The following is a 16597-nucleotide window of genomic DNA, read 5'->3' on the forward strand; positions in this document are numbered from 1 at the left end:
GTCGGCACCATCCTGTTGATCGGCTTGCTGGTCGTCACCTTCTGGGAGAGCCGGGTGATCGTCCTGGCCGCTGCCGCAGCGGCCTTCATTGCCTGCAGCGGTCTCGCTTATGCCGCCCTGAAAAGGGCCATGCAGCGACCCGACCGAGTATTCGCGGCCAGCCTTGCCGAACTTGCCGAGGATGTCCGTCAACTGAAGCGCGCTGCCCGCGATGAATCAAGAACTGATTGACCTGGCCGTCGAACGTGGTCGACTGATCGAACGCATCAGCAGCCAGCGCCAACGGCTCGGCCAGGAACTCCAGCCCGTCGGAAACGCCTTGCAGACTGCGGATCGCGCGCTCACCGCCGTGCGCAGCGGTACCGCTTTTGTCAGGGAACACCCGGAGGCGGTCGCCGTCGGCGTTGCGCTGCTGATCGTGGTGCAGCCGAGCCGAGTCTGGCGATGGAGCAAACGCGGGTTCTTTGTCTGGCGCACCTGGAGGATGCTGCACAGCCAGTTCTCCGATCTCGGCCTGGTCACGCCCCGCCGGTAACCACTGACACCAGGCTCAGTCCCAGACCCCGAGCGCACAAAGCTGCCCGGTCGCCGCTTCTGCCCAACCCCGATTGGCCGCCGGACTGGCCGGACTGGGATGCAGTACACGCCCGATTCTGACACCCGTACCGGCCAGCGCCTGGCTCGCCCGCGCTTCGGCGAAAGCACCCACGCCAATCAGCCATTCCGGCTGCAGCGCCAGAACCAGACTCTTCAGATGGGTGTCGCACGCCGCCTGCAGCGCTGCCGCCTCGGCTGCCGGCAGCTTGTCCGGCGTCAGATTGCGGCCACGCTCGAAGAAGGCCAGCGGGCAGTAGTTGGCCACGAAGTGTTCAGCAAAGAAGCGGTCGGCCGTAGCGAAGCGCTCGCGGAACAATCCCCACAGCCGCCGCCCACTGACTTCCGAACGGGTACAGGCAAAACCTTCGATCGGCCGCCAGGGATTTTCCAGCGCCGGTTTCCGTACTTCGGCCGCGATCCCCAGCCAGTCGCGGACCGCCGCCACCTCGCCGAAAGGCACGCCACACTGCACCATCCCGAATGGCCCGGGATTCATGCCGAGAAAGACCACCCGCCGACGGCCGGCCGCATAGCGACGCAAATACAGCTCGTGCGCGGCCCAGGCGTAAGTCAGCGGGTCGTAGATGTGCGTCACCGGCGGCGCGAAACTCAGTGTCGCCAGTCGGGTCGACAACTGCCGCGCAGCAGCGATCAGCGTTTCGGCAACGCCGGCGTCTCGTTCCATGGGGCGACCCTGAACAACAGCAGCATGCCAGGCGCAGCGAGCACGAAGCACAGAAAGAAAAAATTGACCCATCCCAGAGACTCGACCAGCGCACCGGCCGTGGCATTGATGAAGGTCCGGGGTACCGCCGCAAGACTGGTGAACAGGGCGAACTGGGTCGCCGTGAAGGCCGGGTTGGTGGCGCGGGCGATGAAGGCGATGAAGGCAGCAGTGCCGAGTCCGACGCCCAGATACTCCGCAGCAATCACGCTGGCCAGTGCCACTTGGTCCATGCTGTCGATCGCCGGCCGCACCCCACGCCATGCCAGCCAGGCAAAACCGAGGATGGTCGCCATCTGCACCAGACCGAACAGCCACAGCGCACGATTTATCCCCAGGCGCACCATCCACAGCCCGCCGAGCAGGCCCCCGAATACCGCCGGCCACAGTCCGGCATGTTTGGCTATCACGCCGATGTCGGTCATGCTGTAACCGAGATCAAGATAGAAGGGCGTCGACAAACTGGTGGCCAGCGAGTCGCCAAGCTTGTAAAGGAAAATGAAACCCAGTACCAGCGCGGCGCCTTGCCAGCCCTTGCGACCAATGAACTCGTGAAAGGGCTCGACAACCGCTTCTCGCAAGGTCTTCGGCGCGCCCAGCGCGGTCGGCTCGGCGACCAGCAGCACCATCAGCATCCCGGGCACCATGAAGGCGGCGGTAATCCAGAACACCTGCGCCCAGGGAATCAGGTCGGCAAGGATCAAGGATAGCGAGCCCGGCACCAGCCCGGCGATCCGGTAAGCGTTCACATGTACCGAGTTGCCGAGTCCGAGTTCGTCGTCACGAAGAATCTCCCGGCGAAAGGCGTCGAGTGCCACGTCCTGGGTGGCGGACAGGAAAGCGAGAGCCACCGATAGCCAGATCACTGGCGTCAGATTGGTCGACGGCGAGAAGCCGCCGAGCAGGCCGATCGACAACAACAAACCGATCTGCGACAGCAGCATCCAGCCGCGCCGGCGACCGAGCGGCAGGCGATAGCGATCGAGCAGCGGCGCCCAGAGAAATTTCCAGGTGTAGGGGAACTGGATCAGGGCGAAGAAGCCGATGATCTTGAGGTCGACGCCGTCGCTGCGCAGCCAGGCCGGCAACAGGTTCAACAGGAGGTAGAGCGGCAGGCCGGAACTGAAACCGGTGAACACACAGATCAGCATCCGCCGCGTCAGCAGCAGGCGCAACCAGTCAGGCGTCAAGATTTCCGTCCGAGCCGATAGAAGGCCAGACTGCCATTGAGGTTGGGGTCGTCGGAAACCGCCTGGCCAGACTCGTCGAAGGCCAGACGCTCGCGAATCTCGATGCCCAGCCGGCCACAGAGATCTTCGAAATCAACGATGGTGAAGAAGCGCACGTTGGGGGTATCGAACCAGTCGTAGGGCAAATCCTCCGAAACCGGCATGTGCCCGGCGGCGATCGCTGCCCGGTTGGTGCGATAGGCAAAGTTGGGGAAACTGACCACCGCTTCGGAGGCGACGCGCAGCATCTCGGTAAGAATGCGCTCCGTCGTATGCATGGTCTGCAGGGCCTGCGAGATGATCGCGTGATCGAATGAGCTGTCTTCGAAGCCCTGCAGCCCGCTCTCGATGTTCATCTGGATCACATCGACGCCATTGCGTATGCACCCGAGAACGCTTTCCTGGTCTATTTCGACCCCGTAGCCGGTCACGTCGCGTGTTTCGTTGAGGTAGCGCAGCAGCCTGCCATCACCGCAACCCAGGTCGAGCACGCGCTCGCCTGGCGACAGCCAGTTGGCGATCACCGCAAAATCGAAGCGCTCTCGCTGCTCGGCCTTGGCTCTCCTTTCGTACTCGGTCATACGGCGATGTTCCCCAGGTAGACGCGCAGCAGGGCATGGTAGTGCTGGTCGTCGAGCAGGAAGGAGTCATGGCCGGCATCGCTGTCGATCTCCGCGTACACCACGCGCAGGCGGTTGTGCAGCAGCGCAAAGACGATTTCCCGTGAACGCGCCGGCGCAAAACGCCAGTCGGTCGAAAAACTGGCGACGAAGAACCTTGCTTTGGCCCGAGCCAGCGCGCTGGGCAGATGGCCGGCGTAAGCATAAGCGGGATCGAAGTAATCGAGCGCCTTGGTCATCATCAGGTAGGTATTGGCGTCGAAAAACCCGGCAAACTTGTTGCCCTGGTAGCGTAGATAAGACTCGATCTCGAAGTCGACGTCGTAGCTGAACTTGTGCTCACCGTGGCGCAGTTGCCGACCAAATTTCTCGGCCATCTGGCTGTCCGACAGGTAGGTGATATGGCCAACCATTCGCGCCAGCCGCAAGCCACGTGTCGGCAACACCCCGTGTTCGGCGTAGTAGCCACCATGGAAGTCGGGATCGGAGATGATTGCCTGTCGCGCCACCTCGTTGAAGGCGATGTTCTGTGCCGATAGCTTGGGGGCCGAGGCAATGACCATGGCGTGGCGTATGCGATCCGGAAACTGCAGTGACCAGGCCAGCGCCTGCATGCCCCCGAGGCTGCCGCCAATGACTGCCGCCCAGGTATCGATGCCCAAGTGGTCCGCCAGTCTGGCCTGCGCCGCGACCCAGTCCTCGACCGTCACCAGCGGAAAATCCGCACCATAGCGTTTACCGGTCTCCGGCCGGATCGACAGCGGGCCGGTGGATCCATAGCAGCCGCCGAGGTTGTTGACCCCGACAACGAAGAATTTCCGAGTATCTAGCGGCTTGCCGGGGCCGACCAGGTTGTCCCACCAGCCGAGGTTGTCCGGATCGTCGGCGTAATGACCCGCCACGTGGTGACTGCCGGCGAGCGCGTGGCAGACCAGCACCGCGTTGGAGTGGTCGGCATTGAGCGTGCCATAGGTTTCGAAAACCAGTTCGAAACCGGGCAACTCGGCGCCGCTCTTCAGCGTCAGCGGCGTGGCGAAGTGCACTCGCTGCGGCGCGACGAGTCCGACGGAATTCTCTGGTGACATCGCGATCGTATCGGTAACAGGGGCAGAAAAAACCCGGTCAGCTGGCAAAGCAGACCGGGCTTGCCGCGCTTTAGCCGTATTTATAGGGCGCCCGCAAGCTGATCGTTCAAATCGGCGCCAAGGCCGCGAAAGTTACCCGCAGCCCGAGAAAAAGTCAATTCAAGCGTTGAGCTTCTCCAGTTGCTCGCGAATCTTCGCCGGTTCCTCGTGGCGCAACAGACGGCGAACCATCGGCGCCAATTCCGAGCAGTTGCTCTGCATGATCCGTTGCTTAACCGACAGGATCTGCGCCGGATGCATCGAGAACTGGCGCAGCCCCATTCCCAGAAGCAGGCGCGTCAGCAAGGGATCGCCGGCCAGTTCGCCACAGATCGAAACCGGGATATGGACCTTTTCGGCACTGGCGAGGGTGTGCGCCAGCAGCATCAAGACGGCCGGATGCAGGGGGTCATAGAGGTGAGCAACCTGTTCGTCGCTGCGGTCGATCGCCAGCGTGTACTGGATCAGATCGTTGGTGCCGATCGACAGGAAATGCAGGCGGCGCAAAAACAGCCCGACGGCCAGTGCCGCGGCCGGAATCTCGATCATCGCGCCGACTTCGATCGCTTCATCGAAGGGACAATTCTCGCCGCGCAGGCTCGACTTCGCCCGCTCGATCGCCGCCAGCGTCTGGTCGATCTCGTGCGCCTGCGAGAGCATCGGAATCAGCAGTTTGATCTTGCCGTGCTTGGACGCGCGCAGGATGGCGCGCAACTGAATCTGGAACATCTTCGATTCGGCCAGAGACAGGCGAATGGCGCGCAGCCCGAGCGCCGGATTGCTTTGCAGGCGATCACCGACGACTTTCTCGGGATGCAGGTCCTTATCGTAGCCGAGGTCGAAAGTGCGGATGGTGACCGGTCGCCCGCCCATCCCCTTGACCACCGTTCGGTAAGCCTCGAACTGTTCGTCCTCGGTCGGCATATCGCCGCGATCGAGAAACAGGAACTCGGTACGAAACAGGCCAATGCCTTCGGCGCCCCCATCGAGGGCATTGGCCACGTCGCCGGGGAGCTCGATGTTGGCATGCAGGGCGATATCGACACCGTCGAGTGTTGACGATTTCGCGGTCTTGAGACGCCGAAGCTTCGAGCGTTCGAGTTCGATCTGGCTTTTTCTGAGCCGGTACTCCTCGAGTACGCGCGCGTCGGGGTTGACGATCAGCACGCCACGCGTACCGTCGACGATCAGGACTTCCTTGTCCCGGATCAGTTGCCGGGCATTGTGCAAGCCCAGCACTGCCGGGATGCGCAGGCTACGTGCAAGAATCGCGGTGTGCGAGGTCGAGCCGCCGACATCGGTGACGAAGGCCGCGAAGTGGTGCTCCTTGTAGGCAATGACGTCGGCCGGCGAGAGATCGTGGGCGACGACAATCAGGTCCTCTTCCTTGACACCCTTGCCTGTCCTGAGCGCCAGCCGGCCCGGTTGGCCGACGAGTTCCTTGATCACCCGCTCGACGACCTGGCGCACGTCGTAGCTGCGCTCGCGCAGGTACTGATCCTCGAAGCTTTCGAACTGCCCGACCAGAACTTCCATCTGCTGAACCAACGCCCATTCGGCGTTGCAGCGACGCTCGCGGATCAGCTGCTTGGGCGTCTCGGCCAACTCGGGATCGGCAAGAATCATCGTATGCAGGTCGATGAAGGCGCCGAACTCGCCCGGTGCGTGCTTCATGCGCTGCTGCAGGTTGGCAAACTCCTCACGCACCCGGATCATCGCCTCGTCAAAACGAGCGATCTCCTTTTCGACCAGGCGCGGGGAAATGACCAGGTGCGACACCTCAAGCGTCGCGTGCGACATCAGATGCGCCTGACCGATCGCGATTCCGCCCGAAACCGCCAGACCATGTAGGGTAAAACTCATTTTGAACTCACTCCGCTTCGCCGAACCTGTCGGCGACCAGTGCCAGGATCGCCTCGCTGGCAGCCTGCTCGTCGTCACCCGTGGTCTCGACGATCACCGTTGAGCCCTTGCCGGCAGCAAGCATCATTACCCCCATGATGCTCTTGGCGTTGATGCGGCGTCCGCCCTTTTCCATCCAGACATCGCTGGCGAAACTGCTGGCCACCTGCGTCAGCTTTGCCGACGCCCGGGCGTGAAGACCCAGCTTGTTGAGAATTGCAGCTTCAGCGCGCACCATCCGGGACTCCGATTCTCATAAGACTACTAGGGTGTCGGCAGCTTCATGACTCCATCGTGGGCGCCGCTGACCGCTTTCTGCAGCATCGTCTCCATTCCTCTCTCGCGATAGGTCAGAGCGCGCAGCAGCATCGGTAGACTGAGCCCCGAGACGCCTTCGACGCGACCAGGTTCGAGCAGTTTGAGCGAAAGGTTGGCCGGTGTCGCCCCGAAGATGTCGGTCAGCAGCAACACCCCGTCTCCACCGTCGACTTCCTGCAAGCGCTGGCGCGCCAGCGGCAGGATATCGAGCGGGTCATCCTGCCAGGAGACGCCGATTTGGCCCAGCAACGGCGGGCGCTTGTTGAGCACATGACAGACGTTCTGGATCAGGCTTTCGCCGAAGCAACCGTGCGTTATCAGAAGAATGCCGATCATTGCGCCCACCGATCAAAACAGGCCGCCATTCTAAGCGATTCCGCGCCGCTCGGCAGCATCGACAAGCGACTCACGGAATAATCTCGAGCGCAGCTGGCCGGTCGCCGACGTACTTGAGCCGATCCTGCATGGCACGACTGACCTGCCAGCGGCCTTCCGCATCGACCCTCAGGACGTGCTCGACCTGCAACTGACGCGCCAGGCGCGGCCAGTCGGTGCCGGCGATGAACAGCGGTTTGGAAGCGACATCGGAAAGCGTGCCAGCCGCCATGCGCGCAGTCACCAGCACGGTCACCGCCTGCGTGTGCATCACCGGCTGACCGCTGCGCGGGTCGAGCAGATGACAGTAGCGCTTGCCGTCGACCTCGAAATAGCGCTGATAGTCCCCCGAGGTACCAATCGCCTCACCGTCGTCGAGTTCGACTGTCGCCAGCGGCCCGGGCCGGCGCGGATGCTGGATACCAACGCGCCAGCGTTGGCCGTTCTTTGTGCCGAGCGCCAGGACATTGCCACCGATGTTGATCAACGCGTTGTGCACCCCCTGCGCCTTGAGGATGCTCGCTGCGCGATCGAGCGCGACACCCTTGAGGTAGCCGCCGAAATCAAGCGCCACTTGACGCCGACGGCTGCTGACATCAGTGTCATCGAGGCGCAGGTCGGCGACTCCTGCCCGGGCCGCTTGCCAGGCGGCGACAGCGCTGGCAGCGGGCAGCGTCGTCGGCAAGTCGTCCGACTGGAAACCCCAGAGACTGATCAGGCGGCCGATTCCCGGGTCGAAAAGCCCCTCGCCGGCCAGAGAAAGACGCTGCGCCTCGACGATCAGGGCCGCCATTTCCGGCGTCACCTGCTGCCGCCTGCCGGCCGCGATGGCGTCATTCAAGCGGCTCAGCTCGGAAGGCTTCCAGGCGTGATAGCTGCGATGCAGGCGGTCGAACTCGCGCAGCACGGCGGCCGCCGCCGGACGTGCCTCGGCTTCGGATTTCCCGGCAATCAACACCTCGACACGAGTGCCGAAGACGAAAGCTTCCTGATGATGAAGCGGTGCCCTGCTGCAGGCCGCGAGGGACAACAGCAGGACGAAGAAAAGCGCTAGGTAGCGGCCACGCACGCACGTTCCAGCGCGGCAACGAACAACTCGGCGGCATCGAAGCCGGTCTGTTCGGCGATTTCGACCATACAGGTCGGACTGGTCACGTTGATCTCGGTCAGCCAGTCGCCAATCACGTCGAGGCCAACCAGTAACAGACCACGCGCAGCCAGCACCGGCGCCAGCGTGGTGGCGATTTCGCGGTCACGGGCGGTCAGTTCACGCGCCACGCCCTTGCCGCCAACGGCCAGGTTGCCGCGTGTCTCGCCGGGTTTGGGAATGCGCGCCAGACAGTAGGGAACGACCTCGCCGCCAACAATCAGGATCCGCTTGTCGCCCTCGCTGATCTCGGGAATATAGCGCTGCGCCATGATCGTGCGCGCGCCATCATGAGTCAGCGTTTCGACGATCACATTGCGGTTCGGATCATCGTGGCGAACCCGGAATATCTCGCTACCACCCATGCCGTCGAGCGGCTTGAGGATGGTGTCGCGCTCGAGGTCGACAAAGGCGTGAATCAGCGCCGGGTCGCGTGCCACCACGGCCGGCACCGCGAACTGGCCGAACTCCACAACGGCGAATTTCTCGGAATGGTCCCGCAGCGCCCGCGGCCGATTGAAGACGCGCGCGCCCTCCGCTTCGGCGCGCTCGAGCAACCAGGTGGTGGTCACGTATTCGGCGTCAAACGGCGGATCCTTGCGCATCAGAACGGCACCGAAATCGCGCAGCGCCACCACATGGCGGTCGACCTCGACGAACCACTCGCCATCATCCGCCAGCATTTCCACATGCACCGCTTCGGCGCACACCCCGTGCAGCGCCGACCAGTGAATCGCCCGCTGCTGCACTACCCACACCGCATGACCGGCAGCCTGCGCGGCCCGCATCATCGCAATGCTGGTGTCCTTGTAGGCCTTGAGCGCCGGCAAGGGGTCCACAATGAATGCTAAGCGCATGATAATTGCTCCTCCATGGGTGCCGTGCGTTCAAGTTCCAGAGAAGCCGCCAGTTGCGCCAGGCGGGCGACCACACCGTAGGCATAGAAGCGGTTCGGCGGGGCATCCGGATTCTGGCACTGATCGGGCAGCGAACAGCTGGTCTCGAAGGCCAGCGGCTCGAAATGCATGCCCGGTGCGTTGAGGTTTTCGTCGCGGCCGCGCCCGCCATGCACGCGATAGAACCCCCCGACGACGAAGCGGTCGATCATGTATACCACCGGTTCGGCGACCGCGGCCAGCGCACCGCTGCCTACCTGCTCGTAGGTGTGCACCCCTTCCTGGATGATCACCTGCGAAACGGCCATCCCTTCCTTGATCACCGACATCTTGTTGCGCTGCTTGCGATTGAGCGCAACCACCTGCGAAGCATCCTTGACCGTCATCACCCCCATGCCATAGGTGCCTGCGTCCGCCTTGACAACCACGTACGGAGTCTCGTCGATGTCGTACTCCTGGTACTTCTCGCGGATCAGGCCGAGCACCGCATCAACGTTTGCTGCCAGGCACTCCTCGCCCTGCCGCTCATGGAAATTGACCGCCTCGCATACCGAGAAGTAAGGATTGATCCGCCACGGGTCGATGCCGACCAGCCTGGCAAAATCCCCCGCCACCTGATCATAGGCGGCAAAGTGGTTGGATTTGCGGCGCACCGCCCAACCCGCGTGCAGGGGTGGCAAGACGAACTGTTCGTTGAGATTCTGCAGGATGACTGGAATGCCACTAGAAAGATCGTTGTTAAGCAGGATCGCACAGGGATCGAAGCCGTCCAGGCCGAGGCGGTATTGACTGCGAACCAGGGGCTCGAGGAGCAGCGACGCCCCATCCGGCAACTCAACCCGGGTCGGCTTGTCGATTTCCGGCAGCAGCGAGCCGAGGCGCACCTCGAGGCCGGTCAGACGCAGGATCGCCGCCAACTGGGCGACATTCTGTAGATAGAACAGGTTACGCGTGTGATTCTCGGGAATCAGCAGCAGCTTGCGGGCGTCGGGGCAAATCTTGTCGATTGCCGTCATCGCCGCCTGTACGCATAGCGGCAGGAAGGTGGCGTCGAGATTGTTGAAGCCGCCCGGGAATAGGTTCATGTCCACCGGAGCCAGCTTGAAGCCGGCATTGCGCAGATCGACCGAGCCGTAAAAGGGCGGCGTATGCTCTTGCCACTGCCCGCGCAGCCAGCGTTCGATCTCCGGCAAAGCGTCGAGGAAACGGCTTTCGAGCTCAAGCAGGGGGCCCTTGAGGGCAGTTGTCAGGTGTGGAACCATGGGCTTATCTCCTCCCCGTTTTCAGCCGGCTGCGCCGGGGGATTTTCTGCGGCGAAACCAGCAGCGACGGCGCTGGACTCTCCGATTCGCCCTGCGATCTTACACCGCGACCGGGCAGGAAAACACGGAACGACTCGGGCAGCGGCGTCTGCTCGAGACTACGTTGGGTAAACAGGAAACGACCATCGCAGACGAAGCCGAGGTCGGCCCAGTCAACGCCATTCAACGCGACGGCCAGATCCTGCACATCGACCGCCGGATCGCGCGGGAAGATTGCCAGCACCGCCCCATCATAGTTCCGGCAGGGGTGGACGAAGAATGGCCGGGGGCGACGGGTCTTGTTGTTCACGTACACCCGCGGCTGCACCGACTGATGGTAGCCGCGCCCCCAGTGCCACCAGTTGGACTCGTCGAATGCTCGTATCCGTCGTGCGATCAGGCGTTCCTTGTGCGCTTGCAGCGCTGCCGGCGGCGGCTTGCCCGGCTCGCACCAGAGCATGCGCCGGGTTTCGCCGCTAGCCACCGTCGCCGAACAGACGAAGCTGCGATTGCCATAGTAGTCGCTGGCGTACAACTCGTCGGCACCGGAGACCGCCCCCACCTTGACGAAAGCGATGTCGGTCAGGTGCAGGCCGTAGTCACCGCGGGTGAACAACAGGTGCCCGGCGCGCTCGACGAAGTGGCGCTGCTCCCACACCAGCCGGGAGAGTCCGGCCAGCCCGTCGGCAACGCCCTGCGCTGCATAACGCGTGGTGCGGGACATATTGTCGCGTTCAAAACGCCAGATGGCGCAGTTTGGCGTCGCTCCGGCGAACAATCGTGAGTCACCGAGATCGACGAAGTCGGTAATCGTGCCGGCCGCATGCAGCAAGCGGTTGAGCGGCACGGCCGAAGTCGCCTTGAGGAAATCGCGCGGCGTGATGAACACCAGCTCACCGCCCGGCGCCAGGTGTCGCAGGCACTTCTCGATGAAAAACAGGTAGAGGTTGGCGCGCCCGTCGAGAACACTGCGCCGGGTGTGCGCACGCGTCCCGGCCGAGATATCCTGATAGCGCACGTACGGTGGATTGCCGATGATCGTCGCGAATGACTCGCCCTCAGGCAGTTCGAAAAAGTCCATCACCCGCGCCCCGGGCGGGGCATGGCGAGGATCGATCTCGATGCCGACGGCAAACGGAAAATGCTGCAGGAAAGCCCCGTCGCCGCAGGCAGGCTCGAGCACCCGGCCGCGATGGCGAACCAGCGCCAGCATCACGTCGACGATCGCCGGCGGCGTAAACACCTGACCGAGACCGCTGACGTCGCGCGCCACCTGCTCTGCCCCGCTCACCGCCACCGCAGGTCACCGCTCGTTGTCACTCTGCTCACCGTCAGCGCCCGCCCCAGGGCATGACCGGAACGGTGGAAATACTGTTCGCCGGGGCACCATCGATCAGCTTGCGACTGATCGCCAGATAGACCAGGGTGTTGTTGGCCGCGTCCCACATCCTGATGACGCGGGTCTCCTTGAACAGGATCGAGGTATCTTCGGCGAACACCACCGCCTCTTTCGGCAGCTTGGCCGGCAACGTGATCGGGCCGGTCTGCCGGCAGGCCAGCGAGAATTGCGACGGATCCTGCGCCAGGCCGAAACTGCCGCTGACGCCGCCGGTCTTGGCCTGGCTGACGTGACAGGTCACCCCGGGCACCTGCCGGTCGGCAAAGCTTTCGACACAGATCTTGTGATTGGCGCCGATCATCTTCCACTCGGTGGTCACGCAACCGACCTGCTCGGCCAGTGCCAGCGTGCTCCAGAAGACCAGCGCGCTGCACGCGGCCACCCTGTGGAATCTCCATCTCCTGTCGCTCATCGATCTCTCTCCTTGTCGGCAAACTGCGGCCGCGCGCGATAGTCGCCCGGCCAACCTATGCACCCGGTTCACCACGGTCACTCCGGATATGCTGCCAGCGTCACGTTGCTGATTTGTCCCACCGGTGAACCGCGGCGCGCACGCAGGCCGAGATGGCGGTCCTCGGAAGCCAGTGTCTTGGTCCGGCTGCGCACCGTGCCCTTGATCGTCACCCGCCCACCCTGCGCCGCAAGGATGGCGCGCAGCGATTCCCCGTCGCGCAGGCCGATGATCTGGACGCCTTTGCCGCTGGTGAGACGCTTCATCTGTTCGAGCGGAAAAATGAGCAGCCGGCCATCTTCCGACAAGGCGGCCAGATGATCCTGACCGGCCAGCCTCAGCAGCGGCAGGATGGTCGCGCCCGTTTCCACGCTGAGAAACGCCTTGCCGGCCTTCTGGCGCGAGAGCAGGTCGCCGAAGGTGCAGATGAAGCCATAGCCGGAGGTCTTGGCAACCAGCAGTTCGTCCTCGGGCCGACCGGTAAGCACGTGCGCGATCTTGCCCCCGCCGAGGTCGACGAACGACGACAGCGGCGCACCCATGCCGCGGCCATCCGGCAGGCTGGCAATGGCCACGGTGAACGCCCGCCCCTCGGTCGAAACGATCACCAGCGAGTCGACCGAACGACATTCCTGCGCCGAACCGGCACGGTCGCCTTCCTTGAAAACGACTCCCGAAAGGTCCAGGCCATGCCCCTGCCGAACGCGAGCCCAGCCCTTCTCGGAGATGATCACCGTCACCGCTTCGTCGGCGACGGCAGCAGCCTCGGCGCGTGACGCGGTCACTGCGGTCTCGATGATCGTCCGGCGTGCGTCGCCGTGTTTCGCGGCGTCGGCCCTGATCTCCCGGATCACCTGCCGGCGCATGAGCGCATCGCTGCCGAGCAGCTTGAGCAAGCCCTCACGTTCGCCGCGCAGCTTTTCCAGCTCCTGCTCGATGCGGATGCCCTCGAGTCGCGCCAACTGGCGCAGGCGGATTTCGAGAATGTCCTCGACCTGACGATCGGACAATGCGAAGCGGGCGATCAGCGCTGCTTTCGGATCGTCGGAGTGGCGGATGATACGGATCACTTCGTCGATGTTGAGGAAGACGATGTGCCGGCCTTCCAGGATATGGATGCGGTCGTCGGCTTTCTGCAGGCGGAAGCCGGTGCGACGGTGTACCGTGCGCATGCGGAAGGTGCACCACTCGCCGACCAGGTCGACCAAGGACTTCTGGCACGGCCGGCCATCGATGCCCACCGCCACCAGATTGATCGGCGCCGACGTTTCGAGGCTGGTGTGCGCCAGCAGGAGAGCAACGAATTCTTCGCGGTCGATGCGCGAGCTGCCCGGCTCGAAAACCAGACGAACGTCGTCGTCCTTGCCCGACTCGTCGCGCGCCCGATCCAGCTGCGAGGCCATCAACGCTTTCAATTGCGCCGCCGACTGTTCGATCGCCTTCTTGCCCGGTCTCGGCTGCGGGTTGAGCAGCGCGCCAATCTCGGAAAGCACCCGCGCCGAGGAAACGCCGGGCGGCAACTCGGTGAACACCAGCTGCCAGGCACCGCGCGCCATTTCCTCGAACTCGTAGCGCGCACGCACGCGCAGGCTGCCGCGGCCGCTGCGGTAGGCTGCGGCGATATCGCCGGGCGAGGAAATGATCTGCCCGCCACCCGGATAGTCGGGCCCCGGAATGTGTGCCATGAGCTCGTCGAGGCCGGCTTCGGGATGCTCGATCTTGTGGATCGCCGCCGCAGCGACTTCGTGCAGGTTGTGCGCGGGCATCTCGGTGGCCATCCCGACGGCGATTCCCGAGGCCCCGTTGAGCAGCGCAAAAGGCAGGCGCGCCGGCAGGAAAGCCGGCTCGTCGAAGGAACCGTCGTAGTTTGGCAGGAAGTCGACCGTGCCTTCGCCCAGTTCGCCGAGCAGCAGTTCGGCGATCGCCGTCAAACGCGCTTCGGTGTAACGCATCGCCGCAGCGTTGTCGCCATCGCGCGAACCAAAATTGCCCTGCCCGTCGACCAGCGGATAGCGCAGCATGAACGGCTGCGCGACCCGCACCATGGCGTCGTAGGCCGAGGTGTCGCCGTGCGGATGGTATTTGCCGATGACGTCACCGACGACACGCGCCGACTTGACCGGCTTGGCGGTAGCCGACAAGCCGAGCTCGCGCATGGCGAACAGCACCCGGCGCTGAACGGGTTTCAGTCCGTCCTTGACATCGGGTAGCGCGCGACCCTTGACCACGGCGATGGCGTATTCGAGGTAGTCGCGCGCCGCCGAGTCGTGCAGCAGGATGCTATCGTCGTCGTCTTCGGCCAGCGCTGGCGAGGCGCCCGGCGGCAGCGCTGGCGGCCCGTTGTCCAGCGGCAGATCGGCAAACAGGTCTGGCGTCGAATCCTTGCTCACTATCAGCTCACCCTCAAATTTCCGCACCGATCAGAGCGCCGTTGTTTTCCATCCACGCCCGCCGACCGGCGGACTCACTCTTGCCCATCAACATCTGCATCACCGGTTTCGCCTCGTCGACAGCCGGCATGCGAATGCGCATCAGGCGACGGGTATCGGGCGACATCGTCGTCTCCCAGAGTTGCTCTGAATTCATTTCACCGAGGCCCTTGAAACGCGAGATGGCGATGGCTTCCGGCTTGACGCCTTCGAGTTGCAGACGATCAATCGCCGCATCGCGTTCGGCGCCATCGAGCGCGTAAAGCTTGCGCGGGGGACGATTCTTGCCCTGCCCCGGGACATCGAGACGATACAGCGGCGGCTGGGCGAAGTAGAGGTGGCCGCTCGCGATCAGCCTGGGGAAATGGCGGTAGAACAGCGTGCACAACAGCACGCGGATGTGCGATCCGTCGACATCGGCGTCGGTCATGATCACCACCTTGCCATAGCGCAGATTGGCCAGTACCGCATCGGGTGCATTGGCGGGGTGAGGATCGATGCCCAGGGCGACGGCAATATCGTGCACCTCGCGGTTGGCGAACAGACTGCCGGGCTCGACCTCCCAGGTATTCAGCACCTTGCCGCGCAACGGCAGGATCGCCTGCAGTTCCTTGTCGCGCCCCGATTTCGCCGAGCCACCGGCGGAATCGCCCTCAACGAGGAAGATCTCGTTGCGGCGGGTGTCCTCGCTCTGGCAGTCGGACAGCTTGCCCGGCAGGATCGCCACCCCGGACTGCTTGCGTTTCTCGACTTTCTGACCGGCACGGGTGCGCGCCTGCGCTGCCCGAATGGCCAGGTCGGTAATCTTCTTGGCCGCGTCCGGATGTTCGTTGAGCCACAGATCCAGGGGGTCGCGCAGCATGCGCGCGACCAACGCCACGGCGTCACGCGAATTGAGGCGCTCCTTCGTCTGCCCCTGAAACGAGGGATCGAGCATGCGCACGGCCAGGACGAAGCTGGCGCGCGAGAAGACGTCCTCGGCCGCCAGTTTCACCCCCTTCGGCAGCAGCGCGTGGTGATCGGCAAAGCTCTTGACCGCATCGAGCGCCGCCTGGCGCAGGCCAGCCTCGTGCGTACCACCAGCCGTCGTCGGAATCAGGTTGACGTAGGATTCGCGCGCCAGTCCGCCGTCGGCCGTCCAGCAGATGGCCCAGGCAGCGCCCGAACCGGGCGGAAAATTCTCGTCGCCCTTGCTGGCGTATTTTTCGCTGCTGAACACCGGCGCCACCGGCTCGCCATCGATCTGCTCGCTCAGGTACTGCAACATGCCGCTGGCGAAGCACCATTCGGTGGTCGCGCCGCCCTCGACGCTCAGCGAGACCTGCAGACCGGGCAGCAGCAAGGCCTTGCTGCGCAGCAGGCGCTCGAGCTGTGGCAAGGGGATCAGCGGCGAATCGAAGAAGACCGGGTCGGGCCAGGCGCGCAGCAAGGTACCACTGGCCTTCTTCGGCGCATCACCGACCCGCTGGAGCGGTTCAAGCACCGCCCCGCTGGCGAAAGCCATGCGGTGCCGCGCACCGTCGCGGACCACCTCGACCTCCAGCCGGGTCGACAACGCATTGGTCACCGAAACGCCGACGCCGTGCAGGCCACCCGAGAAGCGATAGGCCGAGTCAAGGTCATCCTTGCTGAACTTGCCGCCGGCGTGCAGGCGCGTGAACACCACCTCGACGGTCGGCACCTGTTCGAGCGGGTGGATCTCCACCGGGATACCTCGCCCATCGTCCTGGACACTGACCGAATGATCATTGTGCAGCGTCACCGCGATGCGCTTGCAGAAGCCACCGAGCGCTTCATCGGCGGCGTTGTCGATCGCCTCCTGAATGATGTGCAAAGGACAATCGGTACGCGTATACATCCCGGGACGGTGGCGCACAGGCTCCAGCCCCTTGAGGACGGCGATCGATTCTGCGGTGTAGCTCATGACGCTGATTTCTCCAGCAGGCAGCCCCGGCAAGAAGCGCGCGGGCGGTAAGGACGCTTGTCCGGGTTGCACCAGCCGCCGGCAGCGCAGCAGACTTTCTGGGCGGTACTGGCGCCTGTTCCGTGCCGCGCCAGGCGGGGCCGAAGACAAGAGCGCAGGAA

At 63.9% G+C, this 16597-nt stretch carries 15 protein-coding genes and 1 pseudogene; 2 read left to right on the forward strand and 14 right to left on the reverse strand.

All coding sequences use genetic code 11. From position 1 onward, the window contains the following. Nucleotides 1-231: pseudogene (locus RUW20_RS11250) on the forward strand (hypothetical protein); the annotation flags it as partial. Further along, nucleotides 212-535, forward strand: a complete 324-nt coding sequence (locus tag RUW20_RS11255; RefSeq protein WP_313952304.1) for a YqjK-like family protein — start codon at nucleotides 212-214, stop codon at nucleotides 533-535. The pseudogene RUW20_RS11250 and the gene RUW20_RS11255, both read left to right, overlap by 20 nt. Nucleotides 536-550: 15 nt before the next feature. On the opposite strand, the gene RUW20_RS11260 is transcribed toward RUW20_RS11255, so the two are convergent. The 14 genes from RUW20_RS11260 to RUW20_RS11325 form a co-directional block, all read right to left on the reverse strand. Beyond that, complete coding sequence (locus RUW20_RS11260; protein WP_313952305.1) at nucleotides 551-1282, reverse strand: uracil-DNA glycosylase family protein; 732 nt, start codon at nucleotides 1280-1282, stop codon at nucleotides 551-553. Beyond that, the gene (locus RUW20_RS11265) at nucleotides 1249-2472 is read right to left on the reverse strand and encodes an AmpG family muropeptide MFS transporter (protein WP_313952335.1); all 1224 of its coding nucleotides are present in this window, start codon (nucleotides 2470-2472) and stop codon (nucleotides 1249-1251) included. The genes RUW20_RS11260 and RUW20_RS11265 overlap by 34 nt, the downstream gene beginning before the upstream one ends. Nucleotides 2473-2507: 35 nt before the next feature. After that, nucleotides 2508-3131, reverse strand: a complete 624-nt coding sequence (gene metW, locus RUW20_RS11270) for a methionine biosynthesis protein MetW (RefSeq protein ID WP_313952306.1) — start codon at nucleotides 3129-3131, stop codon at nucleotides 2508-2510. Beyond that, nucleotides 3128-4255 carry a homoserine O-acetyltransferase gene (locus RUW20_RS11275; RefSeq protein WP_313952307.1) on the reverse strand — a complete coding sequence of 376 codons (1128 nt, stop codon included), beginning with the start codon at nucleotides 4253-4255 and terminating at the stop codon, nucleotides 3128-3130. The genes metW and RUW20_RS11275 overlap by 4 nt, the downstream gene beginning before the upstream one ends. Nucleotides 4256-4414: 159 nt before the next feature. Then, a complete protein-coding gene (ptsP, locus tag RUW20_RS11280; RefSeq protein WP_313952308.1) occupies nucleotides 4415-6157 on the reverse strand; it encodes a phosphoenolpyruvate--protein phosphotransferase in 1743 nt (580 codons plus the stop codon). Nucleotides 6158-6164: 7 nt separating this feature from the next. Next, nucleotides 6165-6434: an HPr family phosphocarrier protein gene (locus RUW20_RS11285; protein ID WP_313952309.1), complete on the reverse strand. Its 270-nt coding sequence runs from the start codon at nucleotides 6432-6434 to the stop codon at nucleotides 6165-6167. Between the two features lie 26 nt (nucleotides 6435-6460). After that, nucleotides 6461-6850 carry a PTS sugar transporter subunit IIA gene (locus RUW20_RS11290; protein ID WP_313952310.1) on the reverse strand — a complete coding sequence of 130 codons (390 nt, stop codon included), beginning with the start codon at nucleotides 6848-6850 and terminating at the stop codon, nucleotides 6461-6463. Nucleotides 6851-6920: 70 nt separating this feature from the next. After that, a complete protein-coding gene (locus tag RUW20_RS11295; RefSeq protein WP_313952311.1) occupies nucleotides 6921-7958 on the reverse strand; it encodes an FAD:protein FMN transferase in 1038 nt (345 codons plus the stop codon). Beyond that, the gene (gene gshB, locus RUW20_RS11300; RefSeq protein WP_313952312.1) at nucleotides 7940-8893 is read right to left on the reverse strand and encodes a glutathione synthase; all 954 of its coding nucleotides are present in this window, start codon (nucleotides 8891-8893) and stop codon (nucleotides 7940-7942) included. Before gshB ends, RUW20_RS11295 begins: the two co-directional genes overlap by 19 nt. Continuing rightward, on the reverse strand, nucleotides 8884-10194 hold the full coding sequence (gene gshA, locus RUW20_RS11305; protein ID WP_313952313.1) for a glutamate--cysteine ligase: 1311 nt from the start codon (nucleotides 10192-10194) through the stop codon (nucleotides 8884-8886). The genes gshB and gshA overlap by 10 nt, the downstream gene beginning before the upstream one ends. A 4-nt stretch (nucleotides 10195-10198) precedes the next feature. After that, on the reverse strand, nucleotides 10199-11530 hold the full coding sequence (locus RUW20_RS11310) for a class I SAM-dependent methyltransferase (RefSeq protein ID WP_313952315.1): 1332 nt from the start codon (nucleotides 11528-11530) through the stop codon (nucleotides 10199-10201). A 34-nt stretch (nucleotides 11531-11564) separates the two neighbouring features. Beyond that, nucleotides 11565-12044 carry a CreA family protein gene (locus tag RUW20_RS11315; RefSeq protein WP_313952316.1) on the reverse strand — a complete coding sequence of 160 codons (480 nt, stop codon included), beginning with the start codon at nucleotides 12042-12044 and terminating at the stop codon, nucleotides 11565-11567. Between the two features lie 77 nt (nucleotides 12045-12121). Further along, nucleotides 12122-14473 (reverse strand): DNA topoisomerase IV subunit A, encoded by a 2352-nt coding sequence (gene parC / locus RUW20_RS11320; protein WP_313952317.1) that lies wholly within the window; start codon nucleotides 14471-14473, stop codon nucleotides 12122-12124. A 13-nt stretch (nucleotides 14474-14486) separates the two neighbouring features. Further along, the gene (locus RUW20_RS11325) at nucleotides 14487-16436 is read right to left on the reverse strand and encodes a DNA topoisomerase IV subunit B (RefSeq protein WP_313952318.1); all 1950 of its coding nucleotides are present in this window, start codon (nucleotides 16434-16436) and stop codon (nucleotides 14487-14489) included. Nucleotides 16437-16597 lie beyond the last annotated feature (161 nt).

This window comes from Accumulibacter sp. (assembly GCF_032229525.1).
Lineage (GTDB): Bacteria > Pseudomonadota > Gammaproteobacteria > Burkholderiales > Rhodocyclaceae > Accumulibacter.

Bases quoted from the DNA above. Each gene is read 5' to 3' on its own strand.
- RUW20_RS11255 (WP_313952304.1), top strand. From the start codon at position 212: ATGAATCAAGAACTGATTGACCTGGCCGTCGAACGTGGTCGACTGATC.
- RUW20_RS11260 (WP_313952305.1), bottom strand. From the start codon at position 1,282: ATGGAACGAGACGCCGGCGTTGCCGAAACGCTGATCGCTGCTGCGCGG.
- RUW20_RS11265 (WP_313952335.1), bottom strand. From the start codon at position 2,472: ATGCTGATCTGTGTGTTCACCGGTTTCAGTTCCGGCCTGCCGCTCTAC.
- metW (WP_313952306.1), bottom strand. From the start codon at position 3,131: ATGACCGAGTACGAAAGGAGAGCCAAGGCCGAGCAGCGAGAGCGCTTC.
- RUW20_RS11275 (WP_313952307.1), bottom strand. From the start codon at position 4,255: ATGTCACCAGAGAATTCCGTCGGACTCGTCGCGCCGCAGCGAGTGCAC.
- ptsP (WP_313952308.1), bottom strand. From the start codon at position 6,157: ATGAGTTTTACCCTACATGGTCTGGCGGTTTCGGGCGGAATCGCGATC.
- RUW20_RS11285 (WP_313952309.1), bottom strand. From the start codon at position 6,434: ATGGTGCGCGCTGAAGCTGCAATTCTCAACAAGCTGGGTCTTCACGCC.
- RUW20_RS11290 (WP_313952310.1), bottom strand. From the start codon at position 6,850: ATGATCGGCATTCTTCTGATAACGCACGGTTGCTTCGGCGAAAGCCTG.
- gshB (WP_313952312.1), bottom strand. From the start codon at position 8,893: ATGCGCTTAGCATTCATTGTGGACCCCTTGCCGGCGCTCAAGGCCTAC.
- gshA (WP_313952313.1), bottom strand. From the start codon at position 10,194: ATGGTTCCACACCTGACAACTGCCCTCAAGGGCCCCCTGCTTGAGCTC.
- RUW20_RS11315 (WP_313952316.1), bottom strand. From the start codon at position 12,044: ATGAGCGACAGGAGATGGAGATTCCACAGGGTGGCCGCGTGCAGCGCG.
- RUW20_RS11325 (WP_313952318.1), bottom strand. From the start codon at position 16,436: ATGAGCTACACCGCAGAATCGATCGCCGTCCTCAAGGGGCTGGAGCCT.